Below are 14019 nucleotides of genomic sequence, written 5' to 3' on the forward strand. Positions count from 1 at the left end.
TTCCTCTTATTTCTTTTCTTTCACCATGATGTTCTTACTGTCTGCCAACACCTCATAGAACTTGCCGTCCTGCGCAGTCTGGAGCTTACGGTAGTTGACCTTTACGCCGTCATCGAGGTCAAGCTCGATACGGGAAAGTGCCAGATGGCTGATCTTTTCATCATATTCCCGGCATTCCTTCAGCTGCTTGGCAAGTTTATCCTTACGCTTGGAGGCTGCTGCCACCTCGCGGGCATTCCCGCTGTGATCCATCATATCCTGCATCCGGTTGATTTCGGATTCGTACACGCGCTGCATCTTGTGCAGGTAGTCGATACGCAGGTTGCCAATGGTATCCGGCGTATAGTGGTGCAGGTAAACCAGTGCCTTGAAGCCGTTCTGCTTGCCGCTGTCAAACAGCCAGTAGATCGGACGCTTGCCGGAGCCGGTAACAGAGTAAGTCTGGCAGTGATCCTTGAAGAAATCGTTCAGGAAGTAGTTGCGGATGATCTCCCGGCTGGTGCTGCCCTTATTGCCAAGTGCTTTTGCGATATAATCGAGGTTCTCTTCCAGCGTATCGGCACCATACACCACTTTCAGCCATGCACACAAGCGCGATACGATATCATCGTCCAGATATTCTTCATCGGTGATGGGGATAACATTGTCGGCATCCGGAATATAGCTCTGGTATTTACTGCCATCCCACTCGCCGCCTGCATAAGCCAATCCTTCCACATCCAGCGAGTAGCGGCCAAACATACAGCCCACGGCATAGCTAAGCAAGCTCTTGATGTCCCGCTGCAACTCAGCCTTCCGCACAGTCACATCTTTATCTTCCACTTCTGGGGTCAGCTCATCCTGCAAACCATAAATGTCAATAAAAATGCGGTTCAGCTCTTCTTCGTTGGCCTTCAGCTGGTTAAAACGGTCATCGCATTCTGTCTGCCACTGGTTAAAGGCTTCGGAAATCGTGGAAACATTCCGGAGCAATGGGTGCTTCTTAAAATCCAACGAGGTTTCAAACGCATTCCAATCGCATTTTGAAAGTTCAATATTGTTTTTAGCCTTTTCTACTATCGCATTATCATCAACACATAAATCAGGCAATGTCTTAATAACACCGCATTTATAATTTATTGTTGGCATAGTTAACTTTGCGATTTCGCCAAACAATTTAGAATTCAAGTAGGCAATGCAGGAAATAATATTGGGGCCCACAGCAACTTGACCACCAGCATCAAACAAAAATCCAGAAGGGTAGTATCTTATGCCAAATCCCCCCATAGTAACTGCTGTCCATGTTCCACCTTCTCTAAAATAAATTCCCTCGCTAGGACGAACATGCCCTTTTAGCATCGCCATTTTCTCTCTATATACTGAATCAAAACCAATAACCCAATCATTATTTCCAAACCATTTTCTATACGCTCCCCCTTTATTGTAGGGTACCCATCGACCATATTTGTCAATGTCCTTATAAGAAGTTGCATTTTGTACAATCGTATTCGAGTTAACTTCACTCCACAGCCGTAAAAAACGCTCATTATCTGCAGTGTGAATTCCTTCTCTCATCATATATTTTACATCGAGAGCTTTTCTATTTAAAAAGCACTTCAAAATTGTATTGCTTGCCCAATATGCTATTGGCTCTCCAGGAATTATTCTGAAGCTATTTTGATTTGTAATATACCTATTCTTTCCTTCAAGGAACATGTCTTCTTTTCCCTGCTGAGAAGTAGGCTCAATCAGGCGACAGTAAGTGCCTTTATAACCATCCACATGGTTTGCACAGCGCACAAACGATGTGGTCTGCACCACCTCGCCTCCAATTTCTTCAAAGGCGCGAGCCCCCAGATGTGCCATATTGATAGTTTCAATTAGCATCATCTTTTCGCGCAATTTTTCAAAGCTGGACAGGAACATCCAGCTATGCTGCGTAATCATTGCTTGAAAACCGTTGTTTACAGTCATCTGGCGGCAACGTTCAATAAAAACAGCATACAGATCAACCTTACTATCTGGATAATTCTTCTTGACAAAGTTATTGACGTTTGCACTCAGGTTGCTGGTTCCGGCATAGGGCGGATTCGTACAGGTAACCCAATATTTTCGTGCCATCGTCTCGCCAATATCAATGAGCCGATTCAGCTGTTCAGCTGTATCTTCCACGCCCACGCTGTCCATGCTGATCTGACCGTCTGTGTCCTCCGCTGCCACAAACCGGCGCAGCAAATCCCAGTTATAGCTCTCCACATTCAGGATAGAGCCGTATTCCTTGGCATCGGTCAGGGTGTCCAGCAGGCCTTCCAGCTGCATCTTTGCGGCGTTCTTCTCAATATCATCCATCCCTGCGCCGAAACACTTCAGGTGCGCACGGTTAATGCTGTTGCTCTCCTGAATAGCATAGACATGGCAGGTGTTCTCACCGTTTAAGATACGGCGGTTGTACTGCCGTGCTTTCATCATTACGGCAAAATACGCCAACTGATAGGCGCGGTCATCAATATCCAGACCGTAGATGTTATGTTCCAGAATGCTCTTTGCAGCATCACGCTGGCTATAACCGGCACTCTCGTAAATCTGCATCAGCACATCAAAGGCGTATACGAGGATATGTCCGGAACCCATGCAGGGGTCGATGAGCTTGATATCTTCCGGATTCAGGGCGGCGTACTCTTTGCGAATTTCAGCCAGCTTCGCCTGTACCTCCGGCTCCTGCTGTGCTTCTTCCAGATAGTATTTCCAGTTTTCTTTCAGGCCGCAGTCCGGGTGTCCTTCCACCCACAGACGGCCAAGGCTGTTCTCCACCATGTAACGGACGACCCAGTCCGGAGTGAACAGCTGGGTTACAGCAGGGATTTCCTCTTTGGTGATCTTACCGTTCTTGGCAAATGCAGCCGCTTTCGGTTCAGTGTTGTAATACTGGTACAGCCAGCCGATAATCTCCACCTGACCACCGCGCTCGATGTTGAAGTCATCCTCCGGGATATCGTGAATCAGATGATAGACCACACCATCCTGGTCAATAACGGACAGGCTGAGCAGCAACTCGGTGTAGTTCTTTGTTTTTTCAAACAGAGCAGGCAGAATCTCGTTCAGGGCATTGCACTGTTTCAGGAACAGGATGCGGAACACCTCGTCCAGCTTGTTGTCCTGCTTCAACTGGAAAATCTGAGCCTCTTCCTCCGCAGTGAAGGGCAGCTCTGCGTCAAACGGTGTTGTAACCAGATCCGGCTCCAGCTTTCCGCTCTCGGAAGAAAGAACCCGGATATGGGAAGGCAGATAGTCGTTGACCTCCATGAACCGGATCGCAATCAGGCGGTTGAACCATGTATAGGCAACCTCCTCGATCACATACTGATATGCGGTTTTATAGTCGGTATCCTTTTCCTTCTGCTGAATAACCTCTATCAGCTTGTCACGCTGGCGCACGGCCTCGCCGGAAATCGAGTACGGTTCTGCGGTGCCGATATCAAAGAACTGAGTGCCGTCGAAGCTCTGCGGCAGCGGCTTGGCAATGCCGTCCTCCGTAATACCGATCAGGCGGGCATCATAGCTGACATCTGCAATCAGCTTGTTCCGCGCCCAGATCGCAAAATTCTTTATGGCTGTCTTGTTCATGGAGCCAATCCTCCTGTCATTTATAGTTCAATGTTGACGATTGTATCTTCGTCCATCTCTTTCAGCAGGTTTTCACGCAATGCGGCAAGGTATTTATCAACATCATCCTTGCTCTCCAGTCGCCACGATGCAGTCTTGGCAACCGTCTTGATGGAAACATTCTTCGTGGTGCGCACCTTATATACCGGCTGCGGTTCTGCAACCTTTTCAGCCGGTTTCACGGTCTCGCCGCGTTTTGTCGCCTCTTCTTCCTGACGCTTGCGCTCTGCCTCGGCCTTTGCCGCTGCTTCCTTCGCAAGGCGAATGTCCTCTGCGTTCATCTCGTTGAGCAGGCGCAGCTTCAGTGCCTCCGCCTTATCTGCATAGCTGCGCAAAGTAGAGACATTGTTGCAGTGCTCTGCACCATCCATGATCTCCTTAAACAGCTCCAGATAGCGGTTGAACTTCGTATCCTTATAGGGCTTGGTGTTCAGCACTTCAAAGACACGGTTCCGATCCTGATTGATGGAATCCTTGACCGGCTCTGCCTGCTCTTCCAGAATGCGCATATAGCAGTTCATAAACTTCTCGCGCAGCTCCGGCAGCTTCGGAATCTCCTTGTAAGGCTTCGCCATCCGGACGATGGTGCGCATCTTAGCCACCACTTCTTCCAGTTCTGCATCCACGATGTAGGTCTTGCTGTCCTCGTAGATATTCAGCATATCCAGCGCACGGGTGAAGATGGTCAGCTGTTCACTGCCAAAGAAATCACGGATAGGCTCATAGTCCTCTCCAAAATCCATCAGATCGTCCTGTTCGTCAAATACGGTCTTAAAGAATTCCAGCGGTGCCTGAATCTGCACCAGTGCGGAAAGCCGCTTCTTGCCCTTTTCCAGAAGTTCTTTTCCGGGATAGGTGTAATTCTCATATTTCGGTTCCAGCCGCTCAACCTCGGTGATCCGATTCTCGCAGTAGTGCTGGAAGTTCTTCATGATGGTATCTTCGTCATCGGCAGGCGGTGCCACCTTGAACAGCTCTTTCATCACGGTGCGGACGGTCTTTTTCTGGTTTTCCGGCACACGGACGCGCACTTCCGTCAGCAGCTTATCCACGAACTGCTTCTTCGTGATGTACCCGATGATTTCCTCTTCGGAGCGGTTGTTCAGATTGACGCTCTCACCGTTGACCGTAAAGGACAGGTCTCCACGCTTAAAGAGACGTGCCACCAGCCAATGGATGTCATCTTCGACAAAGCCATAGGGTGCTTTCATAAAGCGATCCTTGATGGTTTTCATAGAAGTCTTCATGTGCATCCGGGAATTGCCCGCCACGAATTGCAGCACATCATCCAGTGCGTGAACATTGGATTCTCCGGTATCTCCCAGTGCCAGCGACAGCTGGTTGCTGGTCTTGAACATCTTCCGGATGTCTGCTTCACCCATCGCTGCGTCAATGTAGGACAGTTTGTGGTAAACCGTCTGCACCAATCTGCCAATGGCCTCGTTGATGCGGCTGGTTACTTCCTTGCCGGAGGTGTGCAGCACATCGCCATTGACATAGATGGTAGCCTCTTTCAGAGCTTCCGTCAGATAAAGCTTGGCGTTCCCGTTGCGTTCCCGCATCTCTACGCGCTTTGCTTCCTTAATGGTCTCATACTTGGCAAGCTGCACAGAAGTATTCTTGCGAAGGAACCGCTCAATTTTCAAGTATGCCCGCATTTCCGTCAGGAACGCATCATCGTTCGGCAGAACCACAAGGACTTCCTTGCCCTGGCCAGAGAGCAGACGCAGCGTACCATCATCGGTGCCGCCCTCATACCACGGGGTCAGCACACGGAGGCCGATATCGTAATTCTGATTTGCCTTATAGGGGCGGTCATCCACTGTCTGATTGAAGGAGAACGCATACCGCCCACCAAAGCTGGGGTACTGATACTTCTTACTGGAGAAAATGTCCTCATAGATCATCTCCGCGATCTTCGTGATGACCTCCGGCATCTCCACATTTTCTTTTTCGATTTCGTTGTTAATTTCCTGTTCCTCATCGGTCAGGAATACATAGATGGAGCCATTCTTCTGGATCAGCATCTGGCGCATCAGCACTTTCAGTGCGTCCTCCACCTGTGCTTTCAAAGAGATACGATCATCGTCAATGCTGGTAATCATCAGGCTGACGATGTTGTCCACATTGGCTTCGATCTCCAGAACATATTTAATCAGGAAAAGGGTCTTCAGCACATTGATGGCAAAGACATCTTTTTCCTTCTTTTCCGGGTTGATGTAGCTGTTATCATAAGCGCGGATGATCACGCTGCTGTGGCTGTGGTCGAGGAAGTTCTCCAATGCATCATAGAACCGATAGAACGGCACGATTGCCCCCATCTCATCGTCCATCAGCTGCATGGCGGACTCTTTGAACAGAGCCAGCATGGAACGTTCACCCTCGGACAGGTGCTTACCGGATGCACCGTGGGTACGGATGCTGGTCAGTACACTTGCAAGCAAATTAAACTGGTACGGAACAAAAGGATAAACCTCTGCAAAATCTTCTGCGTTGGCGTACAGTTTTTTCTCCACACCGTCATTGAAGACAATCAGATTTTTGATAATGGTTGATTTCTGGTCATAGAGCAGACGCAGGCTCTGTGCTGCGGTCTCAGTCTTATCCAGAATACGCTTTTTGATAACAGCATCTACATTGGCAGAGGACAGAGAAAGGCGTGTATCGAAACGTCCCTGAATCTTGGAGAAGTCGTTACCCTTCACCTTGGTAATGGAGTCGATATCCTGCTGGCTCGTTACGATTACCCAAGCCTTGCCCATGCACTCCTTGCCCAGTTCTTCCGTCACTGTCTGAAGGTTCAGCATCAGCTTGGAATCATCACCAATGTACTGACCGATCTCATCCACAAGGAAAACTACATGGTGGTTATTGCCTTTTTTATCAATATAGGACTTTACACGCTTGGCAAAATCTTCAATGCTGATCTGGTAGCTCTCGGTTGCTTTCTCGCACCAGTTACGGGCAGCTGATTCGCTCATGAAATCCATGTCAGAAAGAACATCGACAACAGAATCCTGAATGAAATCGAAGTCCTGACGAGAGCTTTCCCACGGATCGCCATACTCTTCTTCAAACTTTTCCTTAAACTCTTCAAAACGACCTTCCTCGGAAAGCCTGCGCTCCAGGTCAGCAAGGTGCGGCATGGAACCGCAGAAGCCCTGCATCTCATTGAAAACCTTCAGGAACACGTTCACAATGGCATCTTTATTTTCCTTGCCATTAGAATCGCTTTTGGAATCAATGTTGAAAAGAATTACGTCCGATGGGGTGTTTGCTGCCAGCTGCATATCTGCCAGCACCATCTGATTGGTAATCTTCTGATCTTCGATAAAGTAGTCGATGGCATGTTTGTCTCCGACCTGTTTATTCTGAAGCAGATAGGACAAGATTTTCAGGAAATGAGATTTACCACTTCCAAAGAAGCCGGAAATCCAGACACCCATTTTCGGTGTGGTTCCCTGAATACCTTTTTTATATGCTGCAAAGAAATCTGCAAAATGACGCTGAAGCTCACGGGTCACAACATACTCTTCCAGCTCCTGCGCTACATTTGTCTCTTCACCCTGACCGACAATGATAACGCCCTGTATCTCACGGTCAATTTTCTTTCGGAACATGTCCTTGATCTGCATAACAGTTTCCTCCATCCATTACTTTACCAGTCGGAATGCCCGGTAATAGTTATCGTCTTTAATCTCATTGAACAGAATCAGCTCCTGCTCATTATAGGTTCCCGGAAAGAACATCACGACCGGGCAGCGCACAAACGCCTGGTGCAAGTTGTTAAGCACCTTGTGGGAGCGCAAAATCGGATAGCACTTGCCGATACCGGTCAGGAACACAACTGCATTCTCCGGCGTATGTTCTTTGATATATTGCACGATCAGGCTGTCATCGTCATTCACCTTCATGGAGTTGGTCACTGCCTTGACGATACGCTCGATTCCTCGCTTTTTTTCAAAGTCATAGCACTTTTCCATGAAGTTTTTCTTTTCCAAAAAGTCAATGATGATATCATACAGGTCAAAGACCACAAGCTCAAAATCATCATCGCCCCGGTCGTTCTTATTTTTCAGATACTCTACACGCTCCCGAACTTCCAGTTCCTTTTCCGGTGGATAATCAAACACCCAATAGTTGACCTCATTTGCGCGGCCTGTTCCTTTTCGGAAAGATGGCTTATGGATTGCAAGCTCCATCTCATCCAGTCTTTGGCTTAAATCCATTTCATCTTACCCCCGCCAGTGTTTTTACCATGATGCCAAGATCATGGTCATAAAGCCAATGCTCAAATGCAATATCAAGAATTGGCTTCAGTATTTTTCTTGTGCTGTTTGCCCGGTTGCTTTCTAAAAGCCCAGCTTCATAAAGCTGTGTCTTATAGCAGGAACCGAGACGGTGCAGCGTATAGTCTTGAAAAGAAGCCACTTTCTCACTCTGTTCCTGCTTATTTTTGAAGAATATCCGGATATCTGCATCCGTCAGCTCGTCGGAACCAAGAATCATTTTTTCCCGCACTACTTCATACACAAAATCAAAGAACAGCGTGTCATGCAAAAGAGCCGCAGTCAGCACAAATAATTTTTGTGTAGCAAGATCACTGCTCAAAAAGATTGGGTAAAAGCTTTCATCTAATGTCTTGATACGGGCTGTTACGGTAGAATAAATCTGCTGCGCTCGTAGTTTTGTTGGTGCGCCATAAATGTTTGTCTCTTCATTCAACTTTTTAATGTCTGCAAAGCTCTTACCCTCGCTCAAAAGCTGCACGGTTTTCCGAAATTCCATGAACCAGAACGAAAATTTCACTGCTCCGGCACTATACGGTTTTCTTTCCATCTTCGTTCTCTCCATTTCCGGATTTTGTTTTAATGTATCTGCCGCTTTTGATTCTGGCATCCTTCGGCTTTTCGGCGTTAATAGGAATGACCCACTGATGGCCTAAACGCTCGGCACCATCAATTCGCCCTTCTGTGCATAATGTCTGTACTCTCCTTGTGCAGATTCCCCATTTTTCAGAAGCCTGCTTAATCGTCATGAAATCCATACGGAACCTCTTTTTCGATGTCTAAAGTCACTCGCAGCAAGTTAAAATTTCTCATTTATATTCTACTCCAAGAAACGAACAAAATCAATCGAAAGTTCTTCCAAATTTTGAACGATTTTTTTAGAATCCACTCTTCTGCAAGCAGGGCTTTCGTGTCACGAAAGCGATTTTCTGCTTGTTGGGGAAACTCCCCAATCCCCATAGAACGCTGCCTGCGGCATCGGGCTGCGCGTCCGTTCCGGATGCTTTAACGGCAGTTCCTGCCAAAGAAAACGCCGGAGTGAATCATCACCCCGGCTTCAAAAAACATTTACTTGTGCTTGCGGCCTCCACGCTTTTTGTAGTCCTCGTCTATACGCTTTTTCCAATCTGCGCTCAGTGGGGCACTGCACCGGACAGAGCTGATTGCTTCGCTGACCACCTCATAATTCAACGCGGTCCCTTCGCTGTCGCACTGATAGTTGACTGCACGATCTGCACCGATTCCGAACTGACTTGCGGTCTCTACTGCGTCAATATTGGCACCAAGGAACAAAAACTCCCAACCGTATTTCGCTTTCTGCCGCTCGATCATCTGCTTCACTTTTTCGCTGTTGTACCGGCGGCTGGCATTCTCCATTCCATCCGTAGTGATTATAAACATGGTGTGTTCCCGCACATCCTCCGGTCTTGCGTACTTATGAACATTTCCAATGTGATGAATCGCACCGCCGATGGCATCTAAGAGTGCTGTGCATCCCCGAACCGTGTAATCACGGTCAGTCATCGGTCGGATGTCCCTTACATTTACACGGTCGTGCAGAACTTCGCTCACATTGTCAAACAGCACCGTTGAGATCAGTGCTTCGCCCTCTGCTTTTTTCTGCTGCTCAATCATGGAATTGAATCCGCCGATGGTATCACGTTCCAATCCGCTCATGGAACCGCTACGGTCTAAGATAAAAACGATCTCTGTTAAATTCTTTCTCATATGCTTGTCCTCCCAAAAGATTATGGCTGCTCGGTTTCGTACCTTACAGCCATAGTATAGCGATTTTCTTTTGTGGAGTGGTCGCATGGAAAGCAAGATTCCTCTGACAACGCCTTGAGCCGCCGTCTCTGCTCTGCCCGGCTATCGGTATGTTCCTCCACATACCGGTCATCTATGTACGCTGCGATATCCGCAAAAAGTTTTCCGCTAATCTGATATGCCTTCCGGTCAAAGATAACGATGTAGACCATCATCTCATTCTCCAGCAGGAATGTGCTGATGGTATCGACTGCAACCTTCAGAGCCTGGTCTTTAGGATAGCCGTAAATGCCGGAGGAAATCAGCGGAAAGGCCACCGACTGACAGCCATTTTCTTTCCCAGGTTCAAAGATGTCCAATAACAGGATTCCAGAAGCTCCTGCTCCCGATGCTTGCCATCCCGCCAGCGCGGGCCGACTGCATGGATCACATATTTGCAGGGCAGTCGGTAACCCTTTGTGATTTTTGCACTGCCGGTCTCGCAGCCATGCAGCGTACTGCATTCTGCAAGCAGCTCCGGTCCGGCGGCACGATGAATGCAGCCGTCCACACCGCCACCGCCCAAAAGAGAAGTGTTGGCAGCATTGATGATCGCGTCAACGCTCATTTTTGTAATATCGTTTCTGATAATCTGTAAGGGCATTGCTTATTTTCCCCTTTCTGCCGCCTCGTTAAACATGCTTCTTTTTCAATTCACGAATCAACATTTCAACCTGTGCTCCTGTAAGGAACGGTGTTTTGATTGTCGATGCCCAATAAAAATTCCGCTTCAAAATTGTTTTAATCTCATTCGGAGAAAGCGCAGGTAGGGCTTTGACATCTCCATTGAATTTTTCCGGTACAATCATTTTTACACTGTGATATTTTTCATCAGCCACTTCCGTCGGCGCGTCTGTGATAATCTTTCCAACCGCAATAATTCCTCTTCCTTTAGAATAAAAAAGAGCATAGTCATCTTTGCGGAAGCTGTCGATATACCGTTTTGCATCTCCATATGCCGCTATTTTGTTTCCAAGTAGCATCTCAGACTCATTTGAATCTGAATACGAGATATTCGTATCAAACATGATTCCCTTACACGCAGAAAACTTCAAACGATTATTTTCTATTTCTGTAAGAAACTTCACCCAGTATAAAACATTCTCCGGGATGATATGGGACTTATCCGGATTGATCGCAAACTCATAAATAACTGTTGGATCTGCTACTTTCACATTTGAATATTTCTGTGCATTCTGAACGTTTCCTTCTGTTGTAAGCAAATATACTTCACCATTCAGGCTGGAATAGTCATCTGTATTGAGATCAACATCACCCTTCTTTACCTGAATGTAAATATGCTTTCGGTTCAGGTCATTTGGGTCAACCAAAACACACTCATACTTTGGTGTAGCAATTTTATTTGTCGATGGGATGCAGACATAGCCTTTCGTATCATACAGCCACAGCGCAAGTAAATCTTCAACATCTTCCGGCTGGAGCAAGCTGTAAAAATGCTTTTCACATAATGAAAGAGCCGGATCGGGATAATTGAATAGATCCAGTGCTGAATCGTGGACACGGTTATACAACATCTGACTGTATTCTTCCACTCCATTTTTCTTAATTCTCTGGATGGTTGAACCCATAATAAATGATGTTGCCACAGCACCCGGAACGGATTCTTCATCTGCCTTATCTGTAGCTGGATACCAGTCTATATTAGTCAACTGATTCGCTGCATCCATCTGTACCGCATCTTCGCGAAACACCCAGGTACTGTTTGCCTTAACTCTCGCAATATAGTATTTTCCTTCATTTCTTGAGCGCATCCAAAGAAGGTCTCCTTCTTTTACATCCTCTACCATGCGGCACACACTGTCGAATGATTTGTACTGGGTTCTTGCCAGATTACAGTAATCCAAAAATGTATGTATCCCAGAACGTTCTGTCTGGGTTAATTCACGTAGACTCCATCCCATTGCTGCGACATGATTTTTCAAGCAATAGTCGGCAACATTTGTGCCTCCTGTATTCACCTGTAATCTCCATACTGCCATTTTATCTTCCTCTTTCTTTTTGTATTTAGACCTTTCTCATCATTCGCTTTGATATTATTATATATCGTCCACCCATAGAATGGCAGATGCAATGTACATTATTTTGCACACAGGGCGCTTGTGGTTTGATATGTGCAAAAAAAAGCCCGGCGCAGTATAGCGTTTTGCCATTTGGATATCCTTGTTGTCTTCTGCAACGGCAAAATTCCATTCCAGAAGATGCTTTTCCTGAATTCCCGTTGCTTTCAGCTGCCTGATTTTACGCTGACGCTCCACCAGCTCATCCTGACGTTTCTTTTCCGCCATCGCTTCCTGCTGGCATCTGCAAAGGCAGGGAACAATCTTGTCTCTGCCCCAGAGCTTTACCCTGCACTGCACCGGCGTATGGCAGCTTCGGCAATACAGCAGTCCGTCCTCGCCCTGGTATTCCCGCTCTCCGGGCTCTTTCGGCGTAAAGAGCGAATCCAACGCCGCATTCAAAACTTCAGGCACCATGTCGCTCATAGGCTGTCTCCTTCCTCAAATGTGTAGTCTGCCGGGTTATACTTCGGCTTTTCTCTCTTTGCCCAGCTCCGGATTGTGGCAAGGTGATTTTTGTAGCTCCTGCCGGTGGAGGCCATATACTCAGAGAGCCGTTCAACCCGCATCTGATAATCTCTTGGGAACTCCTGCCGGAGCTTACTGTATTCCGTGTCAGAAAGAAGGACATTTTCGTATGAGCCATACCGGTGCTGGATTTCCTTCTTCTCTCTTTTATTGATTGTTTCAGTACTTGTTCTATTAGTACTTAATTGCGCGGGATTTTCCGTAACCGGTGTGTCCGTATCCGGATTTACCGTATACGGCTTTTCCGTACACGGTGATTCCGAACACGGCTTTTTCCTTGGCATCTCATAAATCACATACTCCGCTCTGCCCATCCGACCGTTACTCTCACGCTGCTGGTTCCTTTCCAGATACCCAAGACGCTCCAGCTCTTTTAGAGCCGTAAGCACCCCATCTACGCCATCCGGCGTAATCGAAGATAACCCCGTACCGAATAGTTCCATGTGTCCGGCAAACTGAGCAGCATAGAGAGAAGTCCTTTCCCTTTCAGGCTGAGACCCTGATCGCGCAGGTGGTAATTGCACATCGTTGTGTAATTGCTGTTCTTCTCAACCCTGAATACCGGCATGGTGCTCACCATCCTTTTTCGCAGGCTCCGCTTTTTTCTTCGGACATTTGCGCGGACGATCTTCACTGTCCTCCCGGCGATGGTATTTGCCGGTATCCTGCATCATGCGTTCAAACGCCTGAAGGCGTCCCTCTGTAAAAAGCGTCATTCGATCACACCCCATTTCTTAAACAACTTGAAGAGATGATTCTTTCCCTTGCAGGTCACTCTCGTCTGCTGCACCAGCTTTCCGCTTCTGCCGTAGCAATCCCGGACAATAAAATAGCCCCTTGCAGATTTGTCTGCAAAAGGCATCAGCCAGCCACTTGGACTGCGGTACAGATAGCGATGATCCAGCAAGAGAGCCACTGCCGTCTTCTCTGGGATTCCGATTTCCTTACAGAAATTCCGGATGCAGGTGCAATCCTCCGAATTCACAAAGGTATCGAAGTAGTCTGCCTTGGGCTGCGCCGCATCCAGCTGTTTGCGGATACCCTCAAGCTGCTCTCTCTCGGCTACAAGCTCCTGCGCCAGGGTGTAGATGACCTCCGGATGCTGAATCACCTGATTCAAAACGGAATCGCTCATATACACACCATGCTTGCGGATGGAAGGAAGAACTTCATCAAACACCCAGTGTTCAAATCGCTCTGCCGATGGCAGCTTGCTGTGAACGATCAGCCGGTAAACATCGCCTTCTGTGATAAAGGAGATTTCAACGACCTGCTCTCCAGCATCCCCATACTGATTCACCTTCTGAACGACCCCCTTGCGTTTCGTTAGAGGGCCCCTGCAATGGCGTTTCACTGCGGCGTAGGGATTCACATACCCCAACGCTTTCGCTACGTCACTTGCACAGAAGAATGTCTTTCCCGCCTCCTGCAACACGCGGATCGAACCAAACTCCTGGTTCTCAAACACCTCCATCATCTGCCTCGACTGTCCGCCATGACTGCCCACATCGGTATCATGGGTCTTCTGATTGAAATCCGTCATACCTGTTACCTCCTACTCAAATTTGTCTCGCCGGATTTCAGGCAAAAAAAATAGAGCCTTGACCCATTCTCGTTTTCAAAGAATGAGCCAAGGCTCTATGTAAATCAGTCAAGTATGTGTTCGTCCGTCGATG

11 protein-coding genes and 1 pseudogene are annotated in these 14019 nt (G+C 47.6%); all 12 read right to left on the reverse strand.

Going from position 1 to position 14019, the window contains the following annotated elements; all coding sequences use genetic code 11:
* Positions 1-6: 6 nt before the first annotated feature.
* The 12 genes and pseudogenes from pglX to PXC00_RS13885 all read right to left on the reverse strand — a co-directional run bounded on the left by pglX (position 7) and on the right by PXC00_RS13885 (position 13886).
* The gene (gene pglX / locus PXC00_RS13830; RefSeq protein WP_275846659.1) at positions 7-3603 is read right to left on the reverse strand and encodes a BREX-1 system adenine-specific DNA-methyltransferase PglX; all 3597 of its coding nucleotides are present in this window, start codon (positions 3601-3603) and stop codon (positions 7-9) included.
* Positions 3604-3623: 20 nt separating this feature from the next.
* Positions 3624-7277, reverse strand: coding sequence for a BREX system P-loop protein BrxC (brxC, locus tag PXC00_RS13835; RefSeq protein ID WP_275846657.1), 3654 nt, complete (start codon positions 7275-7277; stop codon positions 3624-3626).
* 18 nt (positions 7278-7295) lie between these two features.
* Positions 7296-7871, reverse strand: coding sequence for a DUF1788 domain-containing protein (locus PXC00_RS13840; protein ID WP_005929853.1), 576 nt, complete (start codon positions 7869-7871; stop codon positions 7296-7298).
* A gap of 1 nt (position 7872) precedes the next feature.
* A complete protein-coding gene (locus PXC00_RS13845) occupies positions 7873-8481 on the reverse strand; it encodes a DUF1819 family protein (RefSeq protein ID WP_275846648.1) in 609 nt (202 codons plus the stop codon).
* Positions 8462-8689, reverse strand: coding sequence for a helix-turn-helix domain-containing protein (locus tag PXC00_RS13850; RefSeq protein WP_002576387.1), 228 nt, complete (start codon positions 8687-8689; stop codon positions 8462-8464). Before PXC00_RS13850 ends, PXC00_RS13845 begins: the two co-directional genes overlap by 20 nt.
* 310 nt (positions 8690-8999) lie before the next feature.
* A complete protein-coding gene (locus tag PXC00_RS13855) occupies positions 9000-9659 on the reverse strand; it encodes a vWA domain-containing protein (protein WP_275846636.1) in 660 nt (219 codons plus the stop codon).
* 65 nt (positions 9660-9724) lie between these two features.
* Positions 9725-10341 (reverse strand): annotated as a pseudogene (locus PXC00_RS13860) (O-acetyl-ADP-ribose deacetylase); the annotation flags it as partial.
* Between the two features lie 28 nt (positions 10342-10369).
* Positions 10370-11737, reverse strand: coding sequence for a hypothetical protein (locus PXC00_RS13865; RefSeq protein ID WP_275846634.1), 1368 nt, complete (start codon positions 11735-11737; stop codon positions 10370-10372).
* A 57-nt stretch (positions 11738-11794) separates the two neighbouring features.
* Positions 11795-12241: a P-loop NTPase family protein gene (locus PXC00_RS13870; RefSeq protein ID WP_275846632.1), complete on the reverse strand. Its 447-nt coding sequence runs from the start codon at positions 12239-12241 to the stop codon at positions 11795-11797.
* Positions 12238-12657, reverse strand: coding sequence for a hypothetical protein (locus PXC00_RS14190; protein ID WP_407654276.1), 420 nt, complete (start codon positions 12655-12657; stop codon positions 12238-12240). The genes PXC00_RS13870 and PXC00_RS14190 overlap by 4 nt, the downstream gene beginning before the upstream one ends.
* Positions 12658-12891: 234 nt before the next feature.
* A complete protein-coding gene (locus PXC00_RS13880) occupies positions 12892-13059 on the reverse strand; it encodes a hypothetical protein (protein ID WP_009532276.1) in 168 nt (55 codons plus the stop codon).
* On the reverse strand, positions 13056-13886 hold the full coding sequence (locus PXC00_RS13885) for a phage antirepressor KilAC domain-containing protein (protein ID WP_275846626.1): 831 nt from the start codon (positions 13884-13886) through the stop codon (positions 13056-13058). Before PXC00_RS13885 ends, PXC00_RS13880 begins: the two co-directional genes overlap by 4 nt.
* Positions 13887-14019 lie beyond the last annotated feature (133 nt).

The organism is Caproicibacterium argilliputei (genome assembly GCF_029211325.2).
In the GTDB taxonomy this organism is placed as follows: domain Bacteria; phylum Bacillota; class Clostridia; order Oscillospirales; family Acutalibacteraceae; genus Caproicibacterium; species Caproicibacterium argilliputei.

Bases quoted from the DNA above. Each gene is read 5' to 3' on its own strand.
- pglX (WP_275846659.1), bottom strand. From the start codon at position 3,603: ATGAACAAGACAGCCATAAAGAATTTTGCGATCTGGGCGCGGAACAAG.
- brxC (WP_275846657.1), bottom strand. From the start codon at position 7,277: ATGCAGATCAAGGACATGTTCCGAAAGAAAATTGACCGTGAGATACAG.
- PXC00_RS13840 (WP_005929853.1), bottom strand. From the start codon at position 7,871: ATGGATTTAAGCCAAAGACTGGATGAGATGGAGCTTGCAATCCATAAG.
- PXC00_RS13845 (WP_275846648.1), bottom strand. From the start codon at position 8,481: ATGGAAAGAAAACCGTATAGTGCCGGAGCAGTGAAATTTTCGTTCTGG.
- PXC00_RS13850 (WP_002576387.1), bottom strand. From the start codon at position 8,689: ATGGATTTCATGACGATTAAGCAGGCTTCTGAAAAATGGGGAATCTGC.
- PXC00_RS13855 (WP_275846636.1), bottom strand. From the start codon at position 9,659: ATGAGAAAGAATTTAACAGAGATCGTTTTTATCTTAGACCGTAGCGGT.
- PXC00_RS13865 (WP_275846634.1), bottom strand. From the start codon at position 11,737: ATGGCAGTATGGAGATTACAGGTGAATACAGGAGGCACAAATGTTGCC.
- PXC00_RS13870 (WP_275846632.1), bottom strand. From the start codon at position 12,241: ATGAGCGACATGGTGCCTGAAGTTTTGAATGCGGCGTTGGATTCGCTC.
- PXC00_RS14190 (WP_407654276.1), bottom strand. From the start codon at position 12,657: ATGGGCAGAGCGGAGTATGTGATTTATGAGATGCCAAGGAAAAAGCCG.
- PXC00_RS13880 (WP_009532276.1), bottom strand. From the start codon at position 13,059: ATGACGCTTTTTACAGAGGGACGCCTTCAGGCGTTTGAACGCATGATG.
- PXC00_RS13885 (WP_275846626.1), bottom strand. From the start codon at position 13,886: ATGACGGATTTCAATCAGAAGACCCATGATACCGATGTGGGCAGTCAT.